The 17476-nt window shown below is 42.1% G+C and carries 20 protein-coding genes; 10 read left to right on the top strand and 10 right to left on the bottom strand.

What is annotated here, in order from left to right; translation table 11 throughout:
* Positions 1–40: 40 nt before the first annotated feature.
* Together proC and L4C37_RS08215 are read right to left on the bottom strand one after the other, a co-directional pair.
* Positions 41–859 (bottom strand): pyrroline-5-carboxylate reductase, encoded by an 819-nt coding sequence (proC, locus tag L4C37_RS08220; protein WP_429768315.1) that lies wholly within the window; start codon positions 857–859, stop codon positions 41–43.
* Between the two features lie 72 nt (positions 860–931).
* Positions 932–1636 carry a YggS family pyridoxal phosphate-dependent enzyme gene (locus tag L4C37_RS08215; RefSeq protein WP_429768314.1) on the bottom strand — a complete coding sequence of 235 codons (705 nt, stop codon included), beginning with the start codon at positions 1634–1636 and terminating at the stop codon, positions 932–934.
* A gap of 26 nt (positions 1637–1662) precedes the next feature.
* Here L4C37_RS08215 and L4C37_RS08210 point away from each other — a divergent pair, with 26 nt between their 5' ends.
* Both L4C37_RS08210 and L4C37_RS08205 read left to right on the top strand, forming a co-directional pair.
* Positions 1663–2694, top strand: coding sequence for a type IV pilus twitching motility protein PilT (locus tag L4C37_RS08210; protein ID WP_137374472.1), 1032 nt, complete (start codon positions 1663–1665; stop codon positions 2692–2694).
* A gap of 111 nt (positions 2695–2805) precedes the next feature.
* Complete coding sequence (locus tag L4C37_RS08205) at positions 2806–3915, top strand: PilT/PilU family type 4a pilus ATPase (protein WP_137374473.1); 1110 nt, start codon at positions 2806–2808, stop codon at positions 3913–3915.
* Positions 3916–3988: 73 nt separating this feature from the next.
* Here the strand turns inward: L4C37_RS08205 and ruvX are convergent, their stop codons facing one another.
* The 7 genes from ruvX to zapG all read right to left on the bottom strand — a co-directional run bounded on the left by ruvX (position 3989) and on the right by zapG (position 10256).
* The gene (gene ruvX / locus L4C37_RS08200) at positions 3989–4414 is read right to left on the bottom strand and encodes a Holliday junction resolvase RuvX (protein ID WP_137374474.1); all 426 of its coding nucleotides are present in this window, start codon (positions 4412–4414) and stop codon (positions 3989–3991) included.
* A 68-nt stretch (positions 4415–4482) separates the two neighbouring features.
* Positions 4483–5046, bottom strand: a complete 564-nt coding sequence (locus tag L4C37_RS08195; RefSeq protein ID WP_137374475.1) for a YqgE/AlgH family protein — start codon at positions 5044–5046, stop codon at positions 4483–4485.
* Positions 5047–5145: 99 nt separating this feature from the next.
* Positions 5146–6096, bottom strand: coding sequence for a glutathione synthase (gshB, locus tag L4C37_RS08190; RefSeq protein ID WP_429768313.1), 951 nt, complete (start codon positions 6094–6096; stop codon positions 5146–5148).
* Between the two features lie 9 nt (positions 6097–6105).
* Positions 6106–6837 carry a 16S rRNA (uracil(1498)-N(3))-methyltransferase gene (rsmE, locus tag L4C37_RS08185; RefSeq protein WP_273295308.1) on the bottom strand — a complete coding sequence of 244 codons (732 nt, stop codon included), beginning with the start codon at positions 6835–6837 and terminating at the stop codon, positions 6106–6108.
* Positions 6838–7015: 178 nt separating this feature from the next.
* Positions 7016–8077, bottom strand: coding sequence for an outer membrane-stress sensor serine endopeptidase DegS (gene degS / locus L4C37_RS08180; protein ID WP_372264434.1), 1062 nt, complete (start codon positions 8075–8077; stop codon positions 7016–7018).
* Positions 8078–8321: 244 nt separating this feature from the next.
* Complete coding sequence (locus tag L4C37_RS08175; RefSeq protein WP_273297211.1) at positions 8322–9677, bottom strand: Do family serine endopeptidase; 1356 nt, start codon at positions 9675–9677, stop codon at positions 8322–8324.
* A gap of 135 nt (positions 9678–9812) precedes the next feature.
* A complete protein-coding gene (zapG, locus tag L4C37_RS08170) occupies positions 9813–10256 on the bottom strand; it encodes a Z-ring associated protein ZapG (RefSeq protein WP_273297212.1) in 444 nt (147 codons plus the stop codon).
* A gap of 218 nt (positions 10257–10474) precedes the next feature.
* Between zapG and zapE the strand changes: the two genes are divergently transcribed.
* The 8 genes from zapE (at position 10475) to sspB (ending at position 16795) form a co-directional block, all read left to right on the top strand.
* Positions 10475–11578: a cell division protein ZapE gene (gene zapE, locus L4C37_RS08165; RefSeq protein WP_429768312.1), complete on the top strand. Its 1104-nt coding sequence runs from the start codon at positions 10475–10477 to the stop codon at positions 11576–11578.
* A 245-nt stretch (positions 11579–11823) separates the two neighbouring features.
* On the top strand, positions 11824–12252 hold the full coding sequence (gene rplM, locus L4C37_RS08160; RefSeq protein WP_010434689.1) for a 50S ribosomal protein L13: 429 nt from the start codon (positions 11824–11826) through the stop codon (positions 12250–12252).
* A 13-nt stretch (positions 12253–12265) separates the two neighbouring features.
* Positions 12266–12658 (top strand): 30S ribosomal protein S9, encoded by a 393-nt coding sequence (rpsI, locus tag L4C37_RS08155; RefSeq protein WP_137374480.1) that lies wholly within the window; start codon positions 12266–12268, stop codon positions 12656–12658.
* Positions 12659–12986: 328 nt separating this feature from the next.
* On the top strand, positions 12987–13577 hold the full coding sequence (petA, locus tag L4C37_RS08150) for a ubiquinol-cytochrome c reductase iron-sulfur subunit (RefSeq protein WP_137374481.1): 591 nt from the start codon (positions 12987–12989) through the stop codon (positions 13575–13577).
* Positions 13577–14842: a cytochrome b gene (locus L4C37_RS08145; protein ID WP_137374482.1), complete on the top strand. Its 1266-nt coding sequence runs from the start codon at positions 13577–13579 to the stop codon at positions 14840–14842. Before petA ends, L4C37_RS08145 begins: the two co-directional genes overlap by 1 nt.
* Positions 14839–15576: a cytochrome c1 gene (locus tag L4C37_RS08140; protein WP_429768311.1), complete on the top strand. Its 738-nt coding sequence runs from the start codon at positions 14839–14841 to the stop codon at positions 15574–15576. Before L4C37_RS08145 ends, L4C37_RS08140 begins: the two co-directional genes overlap by 4 nt.
* Positions 15577–15663: 87 nt before the next feature.
* Positions 15664–16299: a stringent starvation protein SspA gene (gene sspA / locus L4C37_RS08135; RefSeq protein WP_137374484.1), complete on the top strand. Its 636-nt coding sequence runs from the start codon at positions 15664–15666 to the stop codon at positions 16297–16299.
* 19 nt (positions 16300–16318) lie between these two features.
* A complete protein-coding gene (sspB, locus tag L4C37_RS08130; protein WP_429768310.1) occupies positions 16319–16795 on the top strand; it encodes a ClpXP protease specificity-enhancing factor in 477 nt (158 codons plus the stop codon).
* 88 nt (positions 16796–16883) lie between these two features.
* On the opposite strand, the gene L4C37_RS08125 is transcribed toward sspB, so the two are convergent.
* Complete coding sequence (locus tag L4C37_RS08125) at positions 16884–17471, bottom strand: BON domain-containing protein (RefSeq protein ID WP_372264438.1); 588 nt, start codon at positions 17469–17471, stop codon at positions 16884–16886.
* Between the last annotated feature and the right edge of the window lie 5 nt (positions 17472–17476).

Here is a 17476-nt window from a genome sequence, read left to right as displayed (position 1 = left end):
GACTTGTGGCGAGCGCTTATTAATGCCTGCCACATAATAATTAAAACAGTTTTTCCATCTCTTCAGCACGAGACACAGCCGCTTGCATGGCTTTGGCTACAATGTCTGACAGTTGGTTTTCATTGAAAGTTCTGAGTGCTTCTGCTGTCGTGCCACCTTTTGATGTGACTTGTTCACGCAGTGTCGATAACTCTGTGCTTGGGTTAGCAACTACCATTTCTGCTGCACCTAATGCCGACTGTTGAACCAACTTACGTGCAGTGTCGGCATCGAAACCTTGTTTGATGGCTTCGGCTTGCATAGCTTCCATAAATAAGAAGAAATACGCAGGGGCACTGCCAGCTGCTGCGATAATGTTATTGATACCCGATTCTTGCTCAACCCAGCACACTTCGCCAACGGCTTGCATTAATTGAGAAGCGAAGCTTTTATCTTGCTCATTGACTTTCTGGTCGGCATAAAGCCCGCTCATACCTTTACCAAGTAATGATGGAGTATTTGGCATGACACGAACCAAGTTCAATTGGCTATCGAGCATTTCATTAAGGCGTTTTGCACTAATACCAGCAGCAATTGAAATCACTAATTTATTTTCGAAATTGATAGCTTGCAGAGGCTTGCACACATCAGCCATCATTTGCGGCTTAACGGATAACACAATGACGTCTGCATTTTGTGCTGCTGTGTAGTTATCACTGGTAGTTTGAATGCCATAGTCAGCTTCAAGAGGCTGTCTTCTAGTTTCTGAAGGAGCCGTCGCCGTGATTTTATGTGCGGGATAACCACTCGCCACAAGACCTGCAACAATTGAACGAACCATGTTCCCTGCACCAATAAAGGCGATATTCTTGTGTTCCATATTTCTCGGTCCTAACCTTGTAATGTGACGAACTAGCTTGTTCATCATTAGCTCAACTATTTGGGGCTGATATTATTTGGTGTAATTACGAGCACCAAAAATTGCCGTGCCTATTCTTACCATTGTGCTGCCTGCTTCAACAGCTGCATCCATATCACCGCTCATACCCATTGAGAGTGTATCTATGCCTGAATATTTATCACTAAGCTTATTGTTAAGAGATGCTAATTGTGAAAAAGCATTAAGCTGTGATTGATAATCTGACACGTTAGCAGGAATTGACATCAATCCTCTTAAGGTGAGGTTGGGAAGTGAAGAAATCAACTCTGCTAATTCAAAAACTTCGGCTTCAGAGGTGCCTGATTTTGAATCTTCACCGCTTGTATTGACTTGAATGAGTACCTGCAAAGCGGGTAGGTGTTCCGGTCTTTGATCATTTAAACGCTGAGCTATTTTTCCTCGTTCAATAGAATGTACCCAATCAAAATTTTCAGCGATTGGTCGCGTTTTATTGGATTGAATAGGACCAATAAAATGCCATTCTAAATTTAAGTTAGAATGTTGTTCTGAAAAGTGTTTTACTTTATCTACGCCTTCTTGGACGTAGTTTTCACCAAATGAAACTTGCCCACTTTGTGCGGCTTCTAGAATTGCCTCGATAGGTTTAGTTTTACTTACGGCTAAAAGTTGCACGGACTCTGGAGGTCGGCCACACTTTTGTTCTGCATTACGGATCTGCGAGGTGATCTGTTCAATATTTTGTTGAATACTACTCATAGCTGACTTTACTTAAGGGAAAATAAATGGATATCACTGAGTTACTGGATTTTAGTGTAAAGCATAACGCGTCAGATCTACATCTTTCTGCGGGTGTATCTCCAATGGTACGTATAGATGGTGAAGTAAGGAAGCTTGGAGTTCCTGCTTTTAGTCATGCTGATGTACATCGTTTGGTTTTTGAGATCATGAACGATTCCCAGCGCAGTGAATTTGAAGAAAAGCTGGAAGTTGATTTTTCTTTTGAATTACCTAGTGTCGGACGCTTCCGTGTTAATGCATTTAATCAGGCTCGTGGCTGTTCTGCTGTATTTCGTACCATTCCCGTTGAGATCCCAACCTTAGATCAATTAGGTGCGCCAGAGATCTTTGAAAAAATTGCAAATTATGAAAAGGGCTTAGTACTCGTTACGGGTCCTACTGGTTCTGGTAAGTCGACCACACTTGCCGCTATGGTAGATTATGTAAACCGTAACTATAACAAACACATATTAACCATCGAAGACCCGATTGAATTCGTACATACCAACAATAAGTGTTTGATAAACCAACGTGAAGTACATAGAGATACCCATAGCTTTAAAGCAGCCTTACGCAGTGCTTTACGTGAAGACCCTGATGTTATTTTGGTGGGCGAGCTTCGTGATCAAGAAACGATCAGTTTAGCGCTTACAGCGGCCGAAACGGGGCACCTTGTTTTTGGTACATTGCATACTAGCTCTGCGGCAAAAACCATTGACCGTATTATTGATGTATTCCCCGGTAGCGATAAAGACATGGTTCGCTCTATGCTTTCTGAATCACTTCGCTCGGTTATTGCTCAGAAGTTGCTTAAGCGTATTGGAGGCGGTCGTGTTGCTTGCCACGAAATTATGATGGCGACGCCAGCAATTCGTAACTTGATACGTGAAGATAAAGTGGCGCAGATGTACTCAATTATCCAAACTGGAGCTGCTCACGGCATGCAAACAATGGAACAAAACTCCAAGCAGTTGATTGCTCAAGGTTTGGTAGATCCAGAAGAAGTACAGAAGAAAATTGAAACATCGTTATTCTAGTTCGTTGGCTATCAATCTCGTCAGTTAACAGTATCGTCAGTTAAAATATTGCTTAAAGCTTTTTGGATTAAAGCTTTCTTGGTTAAAAATGTGCATTAAGGCTAAATTAAAATGGAATTGAATCAAATTCTCGAAGGGATGATCTCGCAAAAAGCATCGGATCTTTATATCACGGTGGATGCACCTATATTATTTAGAGTTGATGGGGAGTTGCGCCCTCAAGGTGAAAAGCTCAATGAAGCTCAAGTTGCTCAGTTGCTTGATGCCATGATGGATCAAGATCGCCGTGCTGAGTATCGTCGAACTCGTGAATCAAATTTTGCGGTAGTTCGAGATACTGGGCGTTTTCGTGTGAGTGCTTTCTTCCAGAGGGAATTGCCTGGTGCTGTAATTCGCCGTATCGAAACCAATATCCCTAGCTTTGAGCAGCTTAAACTTCCTGATGTACTTCAAGACCTATCTATCGCTAAGCGTGGGTTAGTGCTGGTGGTAGGTGCTACAGGGTCGGGTAAATCAACTTCTATGGCGGCAATGACAGGCTATCGTAATTCTAACCGCTCAGGGCATATCCTAACGGTTGAAGACCCTATCGAGTTTGTTCATGAGCACAAAAAATGTATCGTTACTCAGCGTGAAGTTGGGTTAGATACAGATAGTTATGAAGTTGCGTTAAAGAACTCGCTTCGACAAGCGCCTGATATGATTCTTATTGGTGAAATACGTAGCCGTGAAACGATGGAATATGCGATGACTTTCGCGGAAACTGGTCACCTTTGTATGGCGACACTTCATGCCAATAATGCTAACCAAGCGTTAGAGCGTATTTTGCATTTAGTGCCAAAAGAGCAAAAAGAGCAATTCTTATTCGACTTATCAATGAACTTGCGCGGCGTGGTTGCTCAGCAACTTATCCGAGATAAAAATGGTAATGGTCGACATGGTGTGTTTGAGATTCTGCTCAATAGCCCAAGGATCTCTGATTTGATTCGCCGCGGTGATCTTCATGAATTGAAGGCGACGATGGCGAAATCGAAAGAAGTTGGTATGCAAACTTTTGATCAATCATTATATGACTTAGTTGTTTCAGGGAAAATCAGTGAAGAGGATGCATTTCATAGTGCAGATTCTGCCAATGATCTACGCTTGATGCTCAAGACCCAACGCGGTGATGACAGCTACGGAACCGGTGCACTTGCAGGTGTGAAGATTGATATGGAGTAAGAACGATTTCTTACCAGTATGAATTTACAGATATAATAAAGGGTTGCTTGGTAGCAACCCTTTTTTTATTTGATTATTCGCCCCATTGAGCTTCAAACCAGCTTTCTAGGATAACCACTGCTGACTGATTATCGACATTACCTTTACTCAGTGCTTTATACCCACCCATTTCGAATAGGTCTGCTCTCGCTTCTGTGGTTGATAACCTTTCATCATGAAGCTCAACGTTCACACCAAAGCGTCCTTTGAGGCGATTCGCAAATTTCTTTGCTCTTGGTGTGATCGTTTCTAAATCTTTACCGTGAAGATCGGTAGGCAAACCAACGACAACCAAATCGGGTTGCCACTCTTTGAGCTGTTTCTCTATATCATCCCAGTTAGGGATACCATCTTTTGCTTTGAATGCTTTTAACGGGCTTGCTGTGCCAGTGATTTCTTGACCGATAGCGCTGCCGATACTTTTAGTACCGTAATCAAACGCCATAATTGTTCGTGACATGGTGTTTCCAAATGTTTTAAAGAAAAGGCTTTTTGTAGTGTGCGACTAAAATTTAGAACTTATGATCTCTAGGCGTGACCAGCATCCGAAGACAGTTGAGATACATTGATGCCTAGCATTTGTACCGCTACTTTCCAGCGTTCAGCTATCGGTGTATCGAAAATGACTTTTGGATCAGCTTCGATGGTAAGCCAAGAATTTTCGGTGAGTTCTATCTCTAGTTGACCTGGATCCCACCCTGAATAACCCAGAGCGATAAGGTAATTCTGAGGCTCCGCATCGGTGCCAAGTACTGAAAGAATATCTTTGGAGGTGGTCACCGAGATATGATCAGTCATATTGATGCTTGATTGGTAAGTATCTTTAGGTTGATGAAGAATAAAACCTCTATCTTCAGCGACAGGTCCACCATTTAATACAGGTTGCGCTAAGCTGGCTTGCTTATGCTGAGGTTGGATCGGTTCTACTTCAACTTGCTTGAGCATTGACCCTACTGTGACATCAATTGGAGCATTGATCATTAACCCCATTGCACCTTCATCATTATGCTCACATAAGTAGATAACTGAGTGCTGAAAGTAGGGATCTTTCATTCCGGGCATTGCTACGAGAAAATGGTTAGTCAAATTCATAATATCTCCTGCCACTAAGGAAAAATGAGCGACAAAGCTGTCGCTCTAATAGTATAGGTTTTGCTAGAGATTATCGAAATCCTTGAGACTTCGGAATTACTATTTATCGTTAACTCGGCGTTCAATCGCATCCATTAACTTGCCTGTTACCGAAACATCGAATGCAGCTTCAATTTCACGGATACAGGTTGGGCTCGTAACGTTAATTTCAGTTAGTTTGTCGCCAATAACATCAAGACCAACAAAAATCAGTCCTTTTTCTTTTAGTGCCGGTGCAACCGCTTTAGCGATCGCCCAATCAGTTTCGCTTAGAGGTCGAGCTTCACCTGTACCGCCGGCAGCAAGGTTGCCACGAGTTTCACCTTTAGCTGGGATACGAGCTAGGCAGTAAGGCATAGGTTCACCATCAACAACCAGAATACGCTTATCGCCATTACTGATATCAGGCACGAAAGTTTGTGCCATTGCGTAGTTTTGACCGTGGTTTGTTAATGTCTCGATGATCACTGATACGTTTGGATCGCCTTCTTTCACTCGGAAGATTGAAGCTCCACCCATGCCATCTAATGGTTTCAGGATGATATCACCGTGCTTCTCGCGGAACGCTTTAATCTTTTCAGCTTTACGAGTTACGATTGTCGTGGGTGTCAGTTCCGGGAACCAAGCAGTGAACAGTTTTTCGTTACAATCACGTAAGCTTTGAGGCTTGTTGACAATAAGAGCGCCATTTTCTTCTGCACGCTCAAGAATGTAAGTCGCGTAAATATATTCAGTATCGAAAGGAGGATCTTTACGCATCAATACAGCATCAAGTTCAGATAGTGCAATAGTTTGCTCTGATTTGAATTCATACCAGCCGCTTGGATCTTCTTTTAATTCGACTACTTTCGTATCTGCAATAGCGACACCTTGATCTAAGTGTAGATCATCCATTTCCATATAGTGGATTTCATAACCACGACGCTGTGCTTCAAGCATCATGGCAAAGCTAGAGTCTTTTTTAATATTAATGGATGAAATCGGATCCATTACGATGCCAAGTTTGATCATTTTATTCTCCTAGCCTAGATCGCCAAAACGGACTTGTAAGGCAGTAATTGCAGTTAGAGCCGCGGTTTCGGTACGTAATACACGAGGACCGAGTAGCGTCTCTTCAAATTTATATTGTTCTGTCATGCTGATTTCTTCAGCGGATAACCCACCTTCAGGTCCGATCAAGAGTCGAACTTTATTGATAGGCTCTGGAAGTGTGTTAATAGAGTATTGTGCTCGAGGATGTAAGTTCAGCTTTAGAGCTTCGCTTGGTTCACCGCACCATTCTTCAAGTTGCATGATTGGTCGGATAACTGGAACAGTGTTACGCCCTGATTGTTCGCAAGCTGCAATAGCAATTTTTTGCCATTGAGCCAGCTTCTTTTCGAAACGCTTGGCATCAAGCTTTACACCGCAACGCTCTGAAATTAGAGGGGTAATGGTATTCACACCTAATTCGACGGACTTTTGAATAGTGAACTCCATTTTATCACCGCGAGAGATAACCTGACCTAGGTGTAAATCCAGGGGGGATTCGCTGCTACGTTCAATACGTTCACTTACTTCAACAATGACACTTTTCTTTGTGACTTCTGAAATCGTTGCAGGAAACTCCGCACCACTACCATCAAATAGTAGGACCTCTTGGCCTTCCTTCATTCGTAATACTCGACCAACGTGACCGGCAGCGTCTTCACCTAAAGAAAGGGCGCCTAGCTGGTGGATGAATTCAGGGTGATAAATACGAGGTACTCTCATGTCAGCAAACCTATTGATATGTGCGTTTAGATATTTTTGTCTTTGCCTAACATGGATGCTAAGTAAAGAAAAAACAAGTAGCTATTTAAAATAGCTGAGAGATCACATCATGCCGCTAAAAGAAATGAACAGCATGATGAATTGATAAGGAGTTTAAGGAGGTATCACATTACCCAGTTTAACGAATAGCTTCCTCAACTGTTACTTGAAGCGTGATCTCTTCACCTTTGCGAAGTATACCGACATCAATCACAGTTCCTGGTCGTAAATCAGTGACTATATCCCTCACACTTTGTAGGTCGTTTATTTTTATGTTGTTAATTTTAAGGATTATGTCTTGCACTTCAAAGCCTGCATTTTCTGCCGGTCCATTCGGGTCAATGCGAAGTACGACAACACCTCCAATGCTTTTACTGCCGATGAGGCGACCAGTGACTGAATTTATATCTAGCCCGTTAACGCCGATATACCCACGTATAACTCGACCATCAGCAATGATTTTTTGCATGATTTTATTCGCTAATTGGTAGGGAATCGCAAATGAAATACCATAAGTTTCCATGTCCGTTGCTGGTTGATATGATGCGGTATTAATGCCGACTAGCTCACCTTGGGTATTAATTAAAGCTCCTCCAGAGTTGCCTTCATTAATAGCGGCATCTGTTTGAATGAAGGCTTGGTGCCCATCAGTATTATTTGAAAAGCGACCTGTCGCTGAGATAATCCCAAATGTAGTGGTTTGCCCTAGGTTGTAAGGGTTACCTATTGCGAGTACCACATCACCCACATTAGCTGTGTAATTTGGGTTAAGTGGGATCACTGGTAGGTTATCACCCTCGACTCGTAATATCGCAATATCCGTGCGCTCATCTGAGCCAACAAGTTGAGCAGCTGCAGACCGCCCATCTTGAAGTGCTACAATAATTTGGTCTGCCATTTCCACAACATGGTAGTTCGTAATAATGTAGCCTTTTTCACTTACGATGACCCCAGAGCCTAGCCCTTGAATGAGAAGTTTACTTCGGTCGTTATCGGAGTATTTTTGGCTATAAATATTTACAACTGCTGGCGAGGCTCGTCTTACCGCTTGGTTGAATGAGACTTGTAGTGAGTTGAGATTACTAACCTGTTGCTCAATAACTTGAGGAATAATTGAAGGTCGAAGACTAGGGGATACAATCAGTACAAGTGCCGCAGACACTAGCCCTAGTGAGATAGAACGAAATAGAAAGGACAGCATGTTTCCCTCTTCAACAGGTAAGGTATAAGTCACCGATGTAAGACGGCAAAGTGATTTACCAGTGAAGCATAGCATTTTGATTCAGCGAAATGAAAGAGTGAACACCCAACAGTTCATCGAATGTTCACTCTATTTTTCATAGGGTTTTGGTTTGTGTCGCGATGGTATTAACCATATTTTCAGCCATTCCCCTTACTTTTTGCATTGGTACAATTTTATACTGGTACCCAGTCAGTCAGTAACGTTATCTAACTACTAGGTAGATAGTGCGCTCACCTCTTTGGATATTTAAAGCGAGAACTGCTGGTTTCTTTTCTAGCATTGTTCGTAATTCTGCGAGGTTTTCTACTCGCTGTCGATTGAGACCAATTATGATGTCATTCTCTAGGAGTTGATAAGCTTCAGCTGGGGACCCTTTCGCTACCGAGGATACCTTAACTCCGACTACAGCATCTTTATCTGTGGTATTCGTAAGCTCTGCGCCCGCTAAACCGTCATGCAGTTTTTCTGCTTTCGTTTTGCTATTTGTCGATTCGCCAAGAGTAACGTCGAATGATTTTTGGTCACCATCTCGCACTGCTCCCAGTTTAATTTTTTTACCTGCCCCCAGAGTGGCAACTTTGGCTCTTAATTCACTGAAAGTGTCGATACGTTTGCCATTGATAGAGACAATAATGTCTCCAGCTTTTAAGCCTGCTTTGTCTGCCGCACTATCTGGCACAACTTGGCTAACGAACGCACCTTTACTGGACTCGTAGCCGAGGGCTTCAGCTAACTCCGAAGTGATTTCTCCACCTTGAACTCCCAACATACCGCGTTTAACCTCGCCAAAATCTAAGATTTGCTCTGTGAGGTTCTTCATCATATTGGATGGGATAGCGAAGCCAATTCCAACGTTTCCACCATTGGGGCCTAAAATAGCCGTATTGATACCAATCAGTTCGCCATTCAAGTTGACTAAGGCACCGCCGGAATTGCCGCTATTAATTGCCGCATCGGTTTGAATGAAGTTCTCAAAATTCTCAAGGTTTAGACCACTTCTACCTAATGCTGAGACAATACCAGACGTAACTGTTTGACCTAAGCCAAATGGGTTGCCGATTGCAACAGTAAAGTCACCAACACGAAGTTGGTCGGAATCCGCCAATTTAATTTGAGTTAGGTTCTTTGCTTCTTCTAATTTGAGAAGAGCGACGTCTGACATTTCATCACCGCCAATCAACTCAGCGTCGTATTCACGGCCATCGTGTAATTTTACTTTGATTTCGTCCGCACTATTAATCACATGATAGTTAGTAACGATATGACCTTTTTCAGCATCGACAATGACACCAGATCCTAATCCTCTGAATGGACGTTCTTGAGTTTGTTCAGGACCAAAGAAGAATTGAAATTGTTCAGGGATACGTTGACGTTGAACTTGCTTACCTTCAACGGCAATGCTCACTACTGCAGGGGTCACCTGTTCAAGCATAGGTGCAAGGCTGGGAAGTTGCTCACCATTTACACTCAGTGGTAGTGCTGCGGTGGCTTGAATGGGGGTGATGATGGAACTTAAGCTTAAAGTCATTATCGATAAAGCAAGCAAAGGTTTTTTCATCATAAACTCCTCTCTAGTTATGGTCTCGTATCATCATATGTAGATAAATAATGATGCTAATCAGTAGACCTGAGTGAAAGTTATGACTCAAAAACCTTTCTAAAGTTCACCTTAAATGATTTAGGTGCAATAAGATTATGATGCTTTTGCTGTCACTAGTTCAGGCGCATCGATAATTTCTTTTTCTGGTTCGCTAAACAAACCGGTTGCACCGTGAGCATAATCTTTTGGCGGTTGCTCAATTGAAGTTTCCGACTTCTCAGCTTTGTCAGAGTGAACTGCCGCCGTTTTTACAAACGGGTTGTCTTGCTCTGGTAAGTTTGGAAGAAGTTCAGCACTCGTTTTTTCCATATGTTGATACAGCTTAGTGTAGTCTTTTCCTAAGGTATCCAGCATTTCTGCTGTTTGTGCAAAGTGATCAGCTAACTCTTGTCGTTGTTGCTCTAATGCAAACTTTGCAGAGTCTAATTCTTTTTGTACGTTTTTCTGTTTGTTGTATTCAGGGGTCATGAGACGAGAAATAACGACCCCTAAAATTGCTCCCACAAGCAAACCAGCAACGGCATACATCCAAGGCATAACAGCTCCTTATAATTGTTTTTTAACATGTTTGTTACTGTGTAGTTACACGTATTGCGGCTCCATGGTACTATGAGAATGATGCAGTATAAAGAGAAATGCATGTGCGCTAGTTAGCAAGTTGGCGTCGATTTATACTATTGTGAACACTGTTTTATTCTGGCTTTATCTAAGTTTGGTAGCGAGCCAGTGTGGCTTTTATTGTGGAAACCTCCGTCATGAACCCAATTCAAAAATACGAACAAGATATACAAGAGCATGGTTTTCAAAGAGATCCAGCCCAAGAGCAAGCAGTTCAAAGCTTGGATAAACTGTTTCATGAATTTCAAGATTATTTGAATGCACCTACACCGGAGCTGACTCGTTTTCAAAAACTGCTGGGGAAGAAGCTTGAGCTTCCACAGCCTCCCAAAGGCCTGTATTTCTGGGGAGGGGTAGGGAGAGGTAAAACTTATCTAATGGATACGTTTTATGATGAATTACCAACCACAAAAAAAATGAGAGTCCACTTCCACCGCTTTATGTATCGGGTGCATGATGAGTTGAAGGCGCTGGGTAATGTCAGTGATCCATTACCTTTAGTCGCCGATAAATTGAAGCTAGAAGCAGACATTATCTGTTTCGATGAATTTTTTGTTTCAGATATCACAGACGCGATGATTTTAGGAACATTGTTCCAAGAGCTTTTCTCAAGAAGTGTTGTGCTGGTAGCAACATCAAATATTCCCCCTGCTGATTTGTACCGAAATGGGTTGCAGCGCGCTCGTTTTCTTCCAGCTATAAAACTTATCCAAGAGAATTGTTACATTCTTAATGTAGATAGCGGTATTGATTATCGATTAAGAACATTAGAGCAAGCTGAGATTTATCACTACCCTCTAGATAAGCAAGCTAACATCAACTTGGAAAAGTATTACGCTCAGTTAGTTGGAGAAGATAAAGAAAAGCTCTCTCAAATTGAAGTGAATCATCGCCAAGTGGATGTACTTGAAGCGAGTGATGGTGTTTTACATGCAACTTTTGCTCAGTTATGCCAATCAGCTAGAAGCCAAAATGACTATATAGAGCTATCTAGAATCTATCATTCAGTTTTGCTAGCTGATGTATTACAGATGGGAGCGACTTCAGATGATGCAGCTAGACGTTTTATTGCATTAGTCGATGAATTTTATGAGCGTAATGTGAAGCTCATAATTTCAGCCGAAGTAGCTCTTGAAGATTTGTATACTAAAGGTCAACTAGAGTTTGAATTTAAGCGTTGTCAGTCACGCTTAATCGAAATGCAAAGTCATGACTACTTAGCAAAAGAGCACCTCAGTTAGTATTAAATGTGTACAACAGAAACAGAGAATAAAAAAATCGTGATTTTGTTCAAAAAGAGGTGATTTTTTCTTCGCTCTTCTCTATAATCCTGCGACCTACCGTTACTGCGGGCCTCTAGCAATGAGTAAAATCTAGCTATGCCAAGAGTCTCCAACACTCGAAGGGGTGATGAATGGTACTCTTAGACAGTGGGAATACTTCCGTATTCCTTAAGTGTAAATTTTTTAAATAGGTAATTATTAGCATGAAAACTTTCGTTGCTAAACCAGAAACTGTAAAACGCGACTGGTATGTTGTAGACGCTGAAGGCAAAACTCTTGGCCGTCTAGCAAGTGAAATCGCTTCTCGCCTACGCGGCAAGCACAAAGCAGAATACACTCCTCACGTAGACACTGGTGATTACATCATCGTTGTTAACGCTGAGAAAGTTGCTGTAACTGGTAACAAAGCTAAGGGTAAGGTTTACTACCGTCACTCTGAGTTCCCTGGTGGTCTAAAAACTATCACTTTTGAAAAGCTAATTGCTAAGAAACCAGAAATGGTTCTTGAACTAGCAGTTAAAGGTATGCTTCCACGTGGTCCACTAGGTCGCGCGATGTACCGTAAGCTTAAAGTATACGCTGGTACTGAGCACAACCATGTTGCTCAACAGCCACAAGTACTAGACATCTAAGGGGATTATGAAAATGGCAGAGAATCAATACTACGGCACTGGTCGTCGCAAAAGCTCAGCAGCTCGTGTTTTCATCAAACCAGGCTCTGGTGAGATCGTAATCAACAAGCGTAGCCTTGATGTTTACTTCGGTCGTGAAACTTCTCGCATGGTTGTTAAACAACCTCTTGAGCTAGTTGAACTAACTGAGAAACTTGACCTTTACATCACTGTTTCTGGTGGTGGTATTTCTGGTCAAGCTGGCGCAATCCGCCACGGTATCACACGTGCTCTAATGGAGTTCGATGAAACTCTACGTCCTGCTCTACGTGCAGCTGGTTACGTTACTCGTGACGCTCGTTGCGTTGAACGTAAGAAAGTTGGTCTACGTAAAGCACGTCGTAAACCACAATTCTCTAAGCGTTAATTTTCTATTACAGAAAACACGCTTCAGTTTTATTACTGGAATTGTTGTCCAAAAGCTCGGCTATATGCCGGGCTTTTTGTTTTTTACACTTCGCAAAACTCCTTTCCTCACTAGATTTCTAATCCATTTCTTATAATTTGAAAGCTTTTATAACTCTATGTGCGCTTTGCCTCATGATTGTTACAAAAAGGTAGCTTTATCTTGTCAAAAAGTAGGGTTTTATTTATCATCTTCCGTCAATAAATAGAACTAAATGTATAATTTTGTTAGCCATGCTCTGTAAGCGGAATAATTATAATCCAAAAGGAGCAAATGGGAGAATGTTTGGATGAGCAACGCGCCATTAAATAACGGTCGCAGGCGTTTCTTAACCGCAACAACAGCAGTTGTTGGTGGTTTAGGAGCAGCTGCTGTCGCCGTGCCTTTTATTAAATCATGGAATCCGAGTGCTAAAGCGAAAGCTGCTGGTGCTCCGGTTGAAGTGGAAGTCAGTAAGCTTGAAGCCGGTCAGATGGTTCGTGTCGAGTGGCAAGGTAAACCTGTATGGGTTGTACGCCGTGCTGATTCGGTACTTGAAAACCTGAAATCTATCGGTAGCCAATTACGCGACCCACAATCAGAAGCTGAACAACAACCAGAATACGCACAGAATGAGTTTCGTTCTATTAAAGCTGAGTATTTTGTAGCTGTTGGTTTCTGTACACACTTAGGTTGTTCCCCAACTTACCTTCCTGATTCTTTTGCAGAACAAGTTCAAGGTGTTAAATCTGGCTTCTTCTGTCCGTGTCATGGCTCTAAGTTTGATATGGCTGGTCGAGTGTTCCAAGGTGTTCCTGCTCCTTTGAATCTTGTTGTGCCAAAGCATATGTATTTGAGTGACACTAAGATCCTTATCGGCATTGACGAGGGAGATGCATAATGCAAGGACTGCTTGATTGGGTAGAAAAACGTCTACCCGCGATGAATGCATATAAAAAGCATTTGTCGGAATATCCGATGCCTAAGAACTTTAACTTTTGGTACCTTTTTGGTTCTTTAGCAATGTTAGTACTGGTTAACCAAATCCTTACCGGTATTTGGTTAACAATGAACTACGTGCCATCAGGTGAAGGTGCGTTTGCTTCTGTTGAATACATCATGCGTGATGTGGAATACGGTTGGCTACTTCGCTACATGCACTCGACAGGTGCTTCTGCGTTCTTCGTTGTTATCTACCTGCATATGTTCCGTGGTCTAATCTACGGCTCTTACCAAAAACCTCGTGAGCTACTTTGGATCTTCGGTATGTTGATCTTCTTAGTGCTTATGGCAGAGGCTTTCATGGGTTACTTACTACCATGGGGGCAAATGTCTTACTGGGGTGCTCAGGTAATCATATCTCTGTTTGGTGCGATCCCTGTTATTGGTGATGACCTAACGCTTTGGATCCGTGGTGACTACATCATCTCTGGTGCAACGCTGAACCGTTTCTTCGCACTGCACGTTATCGCTCTACCAATCGTATTGTTGCTGCTTATCGTACTTCACGTACTAGCGCTGCACGAAGTTGGTTCGAATAACCCTGACGGTATCGAGACTAAGCTTCCTAAAGGTACTATGGGCGACGACTACAAGACTCAGTTCCCATTCCACAAGGATTACACGAAGAAATACGACATCATCGATTCTATTCCTTTCCACCCATACGGGACTGTGAAAGATATGGTAGGTGTTGCTGGTTTCTTATTCTTGTTCTGTTACGTGCTGTTCTTTAACCCTGAAATGGGTGGGTACTTCCTTGAGCCGCCTAACTTTGAAGCTGCTAACCCACTGAAAACACCTGAGCATATTGCTCCCGTTTGGTACTTCACGCCGTTCTACGCTGTACTTCGTGCTGTTCCTGATAAGTTGTTAGGTGTTGTAGCAATGGGTGCGTCTATTGTTGTGCTGTTCCTACTACCATGGTTCGATCGTTGTAAAGTGCGTTCATACCGTTACCGTAGCAAGCTGCATTTGATTAACATCATCCAATTCACAATAAGCTTTATTGCGCTTGGTATCCTTGGTGCGCTTCCAGCAACACCAACATACACATTATTAGCTCAAATCTTTAGCTTAGGTTACTTCATGTTCTTCGTTCTACTGTGGTTCTACAGTAAAAATGAAGCGACGAAACCATTACCAGAAAGGGTGACATTCAAATGAAAAAGTGGATTGTAATTTTATTTGCTATGTTACCTTCACTAGCAATGGCTGCTGGCGCAAGTGTACCGCTTGATAAAGCAAATAATGACCTAACAGATAAAGCTTCATTGCAAAATGGTGCGAAGTTATTCATGAACTACTGTTTCGCATGTCACTCTACGCAATATCAGCGTTATGAGCGTGTTGCGAATGATTTAGACATCCCAGTAGACCTAATGAAAGAGAACTTGGTTTTTGACCCTGAGGCAAAAATCGGTGATCTTATGGTTAACGCTATGCCTGCAAAGCAAGCTGCGAATTGGTTTGGTGCTCCGCCACCTGACTTAACTCTCGTTGCTCGTGTTCGTGGTGCTGATTGGCTATATACATATCTTCGTTCATTTTATGAAGATCCATCTCGCCCATTTGGTGTGAATAATATCGTTTTCCCAAGTGTTGGTATGCCGCATGTTCTTGAAGAGCTGCAAGGTATCCCAACTCCGGTTTACGATACACACATGGTCGATGGTGAAGAAGTAACTGCAGTTGTCGGTATTGAAACAGACGGTTCAGGTGAACTAAGTACTGGCGAATACGATAATGCTGTTCGCGACTTAGTGAATTTCCTCGTTTACTCAGGAGACCCTGTCCAACTTGAGCGACATGCTTTAGGTTGGTGGGTAATGGCATTCCTTGTGCTATTCACCATAGTTGTTGTGTTACTGAAGAAAGAGTATTGGCGCGATGTGCACTAATTGTGCTATAATTTCGTGCTAATTCCTAAATTTACAATGGAGGCTTAGGCCTCCATTTTTTTTATTTAAAGTGTACTGGAGGGCTCCATGGCTGTAGCTGCCAACAAACGTTCTGTAATGACTCTTTTCTCAAGTGCTTCTGATATGTATAGCCATCAGGTGCGCATTGTTCTTGCTGAAAAAGGCGTAAGTGTTGAAGTAGAGTTAGTCGATGAGGCAAACTTGCCAGCAGAACTCGTTGAACTGAACCCTTACAAGTCAGTACCAACTCTAGTTGATCGTGAGCTTGCTTTATATGACTCAAAGATCATCATGGAATATCTTGATGAGCGTTTTCCTCATCCACCATTGATGCCTGTGTACCCGGTTGCTCGTGGTAACAGTCGTCTAATGATGTACCGCATTGAGCGTAACTGGTACTCAGTTGCTGAAAAAATTGTTAAAGGTAATGCTGAAGAATCTGAAGCAGCACGCGTTAAATTACGTAATGACCTTCTAACACTAGCTCCAATTTTTGCTGAATACGAATACTTCATGAGTGAAGAATTTAGCTTGATTGACTGCTACCTTGCTCCTTTACTATGGCGCCTGCCAGAGTTAGGTATTGAGTTGATTGGTCCTGGTTCGAAAGAACTTAAGATCTACATGAACCGTGTATTTGAACGCGATTCATTCTTAGCTTCTTTGACTGAAGCTGAGCGTGAGATGCGATTAACTCGTTAAGTTTATGGATATTGAAAATATGACTCCACGCCGTCCATATATGCTTCGTGCATTTTATGAGTGGCTGGTAGATAACGAGTTAACACCTCACTTGGTAGTTGATGCAACTTTACCAGGTGTTCGTGTACCTGAAGAGTTCATTGAAGATGGTCAAATCATTCTAAATGTTGCTCCACGTGCCGTAGGTCAGTTAGAGCTAGGTAACGAAGCTGTAACTTTTAGTGCACGATTTGGTGGTCGCCCTCATAGCGTGATTGTACCTTTGTACGCCGTTCAAGCTATTTATGCCCGTGAAAACGGTGCTGGTACTATGTTTGAACCTGAAGAAGCATATGTTAATGCTACTGATAATGAGATTGAAGAGTCTCCATTTGAAGAAGTAACGACAGCGCCAACTTTAAGCGTAGCAAAATCAGAGGTAGCTTCTCAGGAGCCTGGTCCTGAACCAGAAATCCCTCGTCCTAAAGGCAAGCCAAGTTTGAGAGTTATCAAATAAAAAAAGCAGCGACTATCGCTGCTTTTTTCTTATCTAAAAATTGCTTTCATTAATTTGAACGATTTAGCTCTTTCGCTCAAATCTTTAATTAGCTTTCATCATTTTCGTGTTCACTGTACTGAAATGCTCTTATGACTTGCTTCACTCCTGAAATATTTCTTGCTACTTCAGTAGCAATATCGGCATGTTCATGAGATACAAAACCGAGTAAAAAGACCTCTTGATTTTCTGTAATGACTTTTACTTTAATGCCATTTAAATCGGCATTAGCTAAAAGTGCCGATTTAACTTTAGTCGTGATCCAACTGTCATTACTGATCTCTTTGACTGACAAAGGTTTTTGGACTCTAATCTGGTTATGAATTGAGGTAACGCCATCAATATCTTTAGCCTTACTTTCGAATGATCTTCGCTCTGCATCTGTTGAAGCTTGCCCCATCAAAATGATCGAGCCATTATAGGCACTTGCTGTGACTCTAGTGCTACCTTTGAATGGTGTTTTATTACTGATTGCAGCTATTTCAAATTCGATGTTGCTATCATTCCACATCTCTTTTGTTGTTCGGGTATCAGTAACCAAGTTTGCAGTAGTAGCTGCTCCGGCAATAAATAACCCTGCACATCCAGATAGAGAGAAGGCTAGTAAAGGTATAGTAATAATTTTTAATAACTTCATTGTCG

The organism is Vibrio kagoshimensis (assembly GCF_050337535.1).
In the GTDB taxonomy this organism is placed as follows: Bacteria; Pseudomonadota; Gammaproteobacteria; order Enterobacterales; family Vibrionaceae; genus Vibrio; species Vibrio gallaecicus.
Note: the sequence above shows the minus strand (reverse complement) of the source record. Positions and strands in the feature narration are given on the sequence as shown.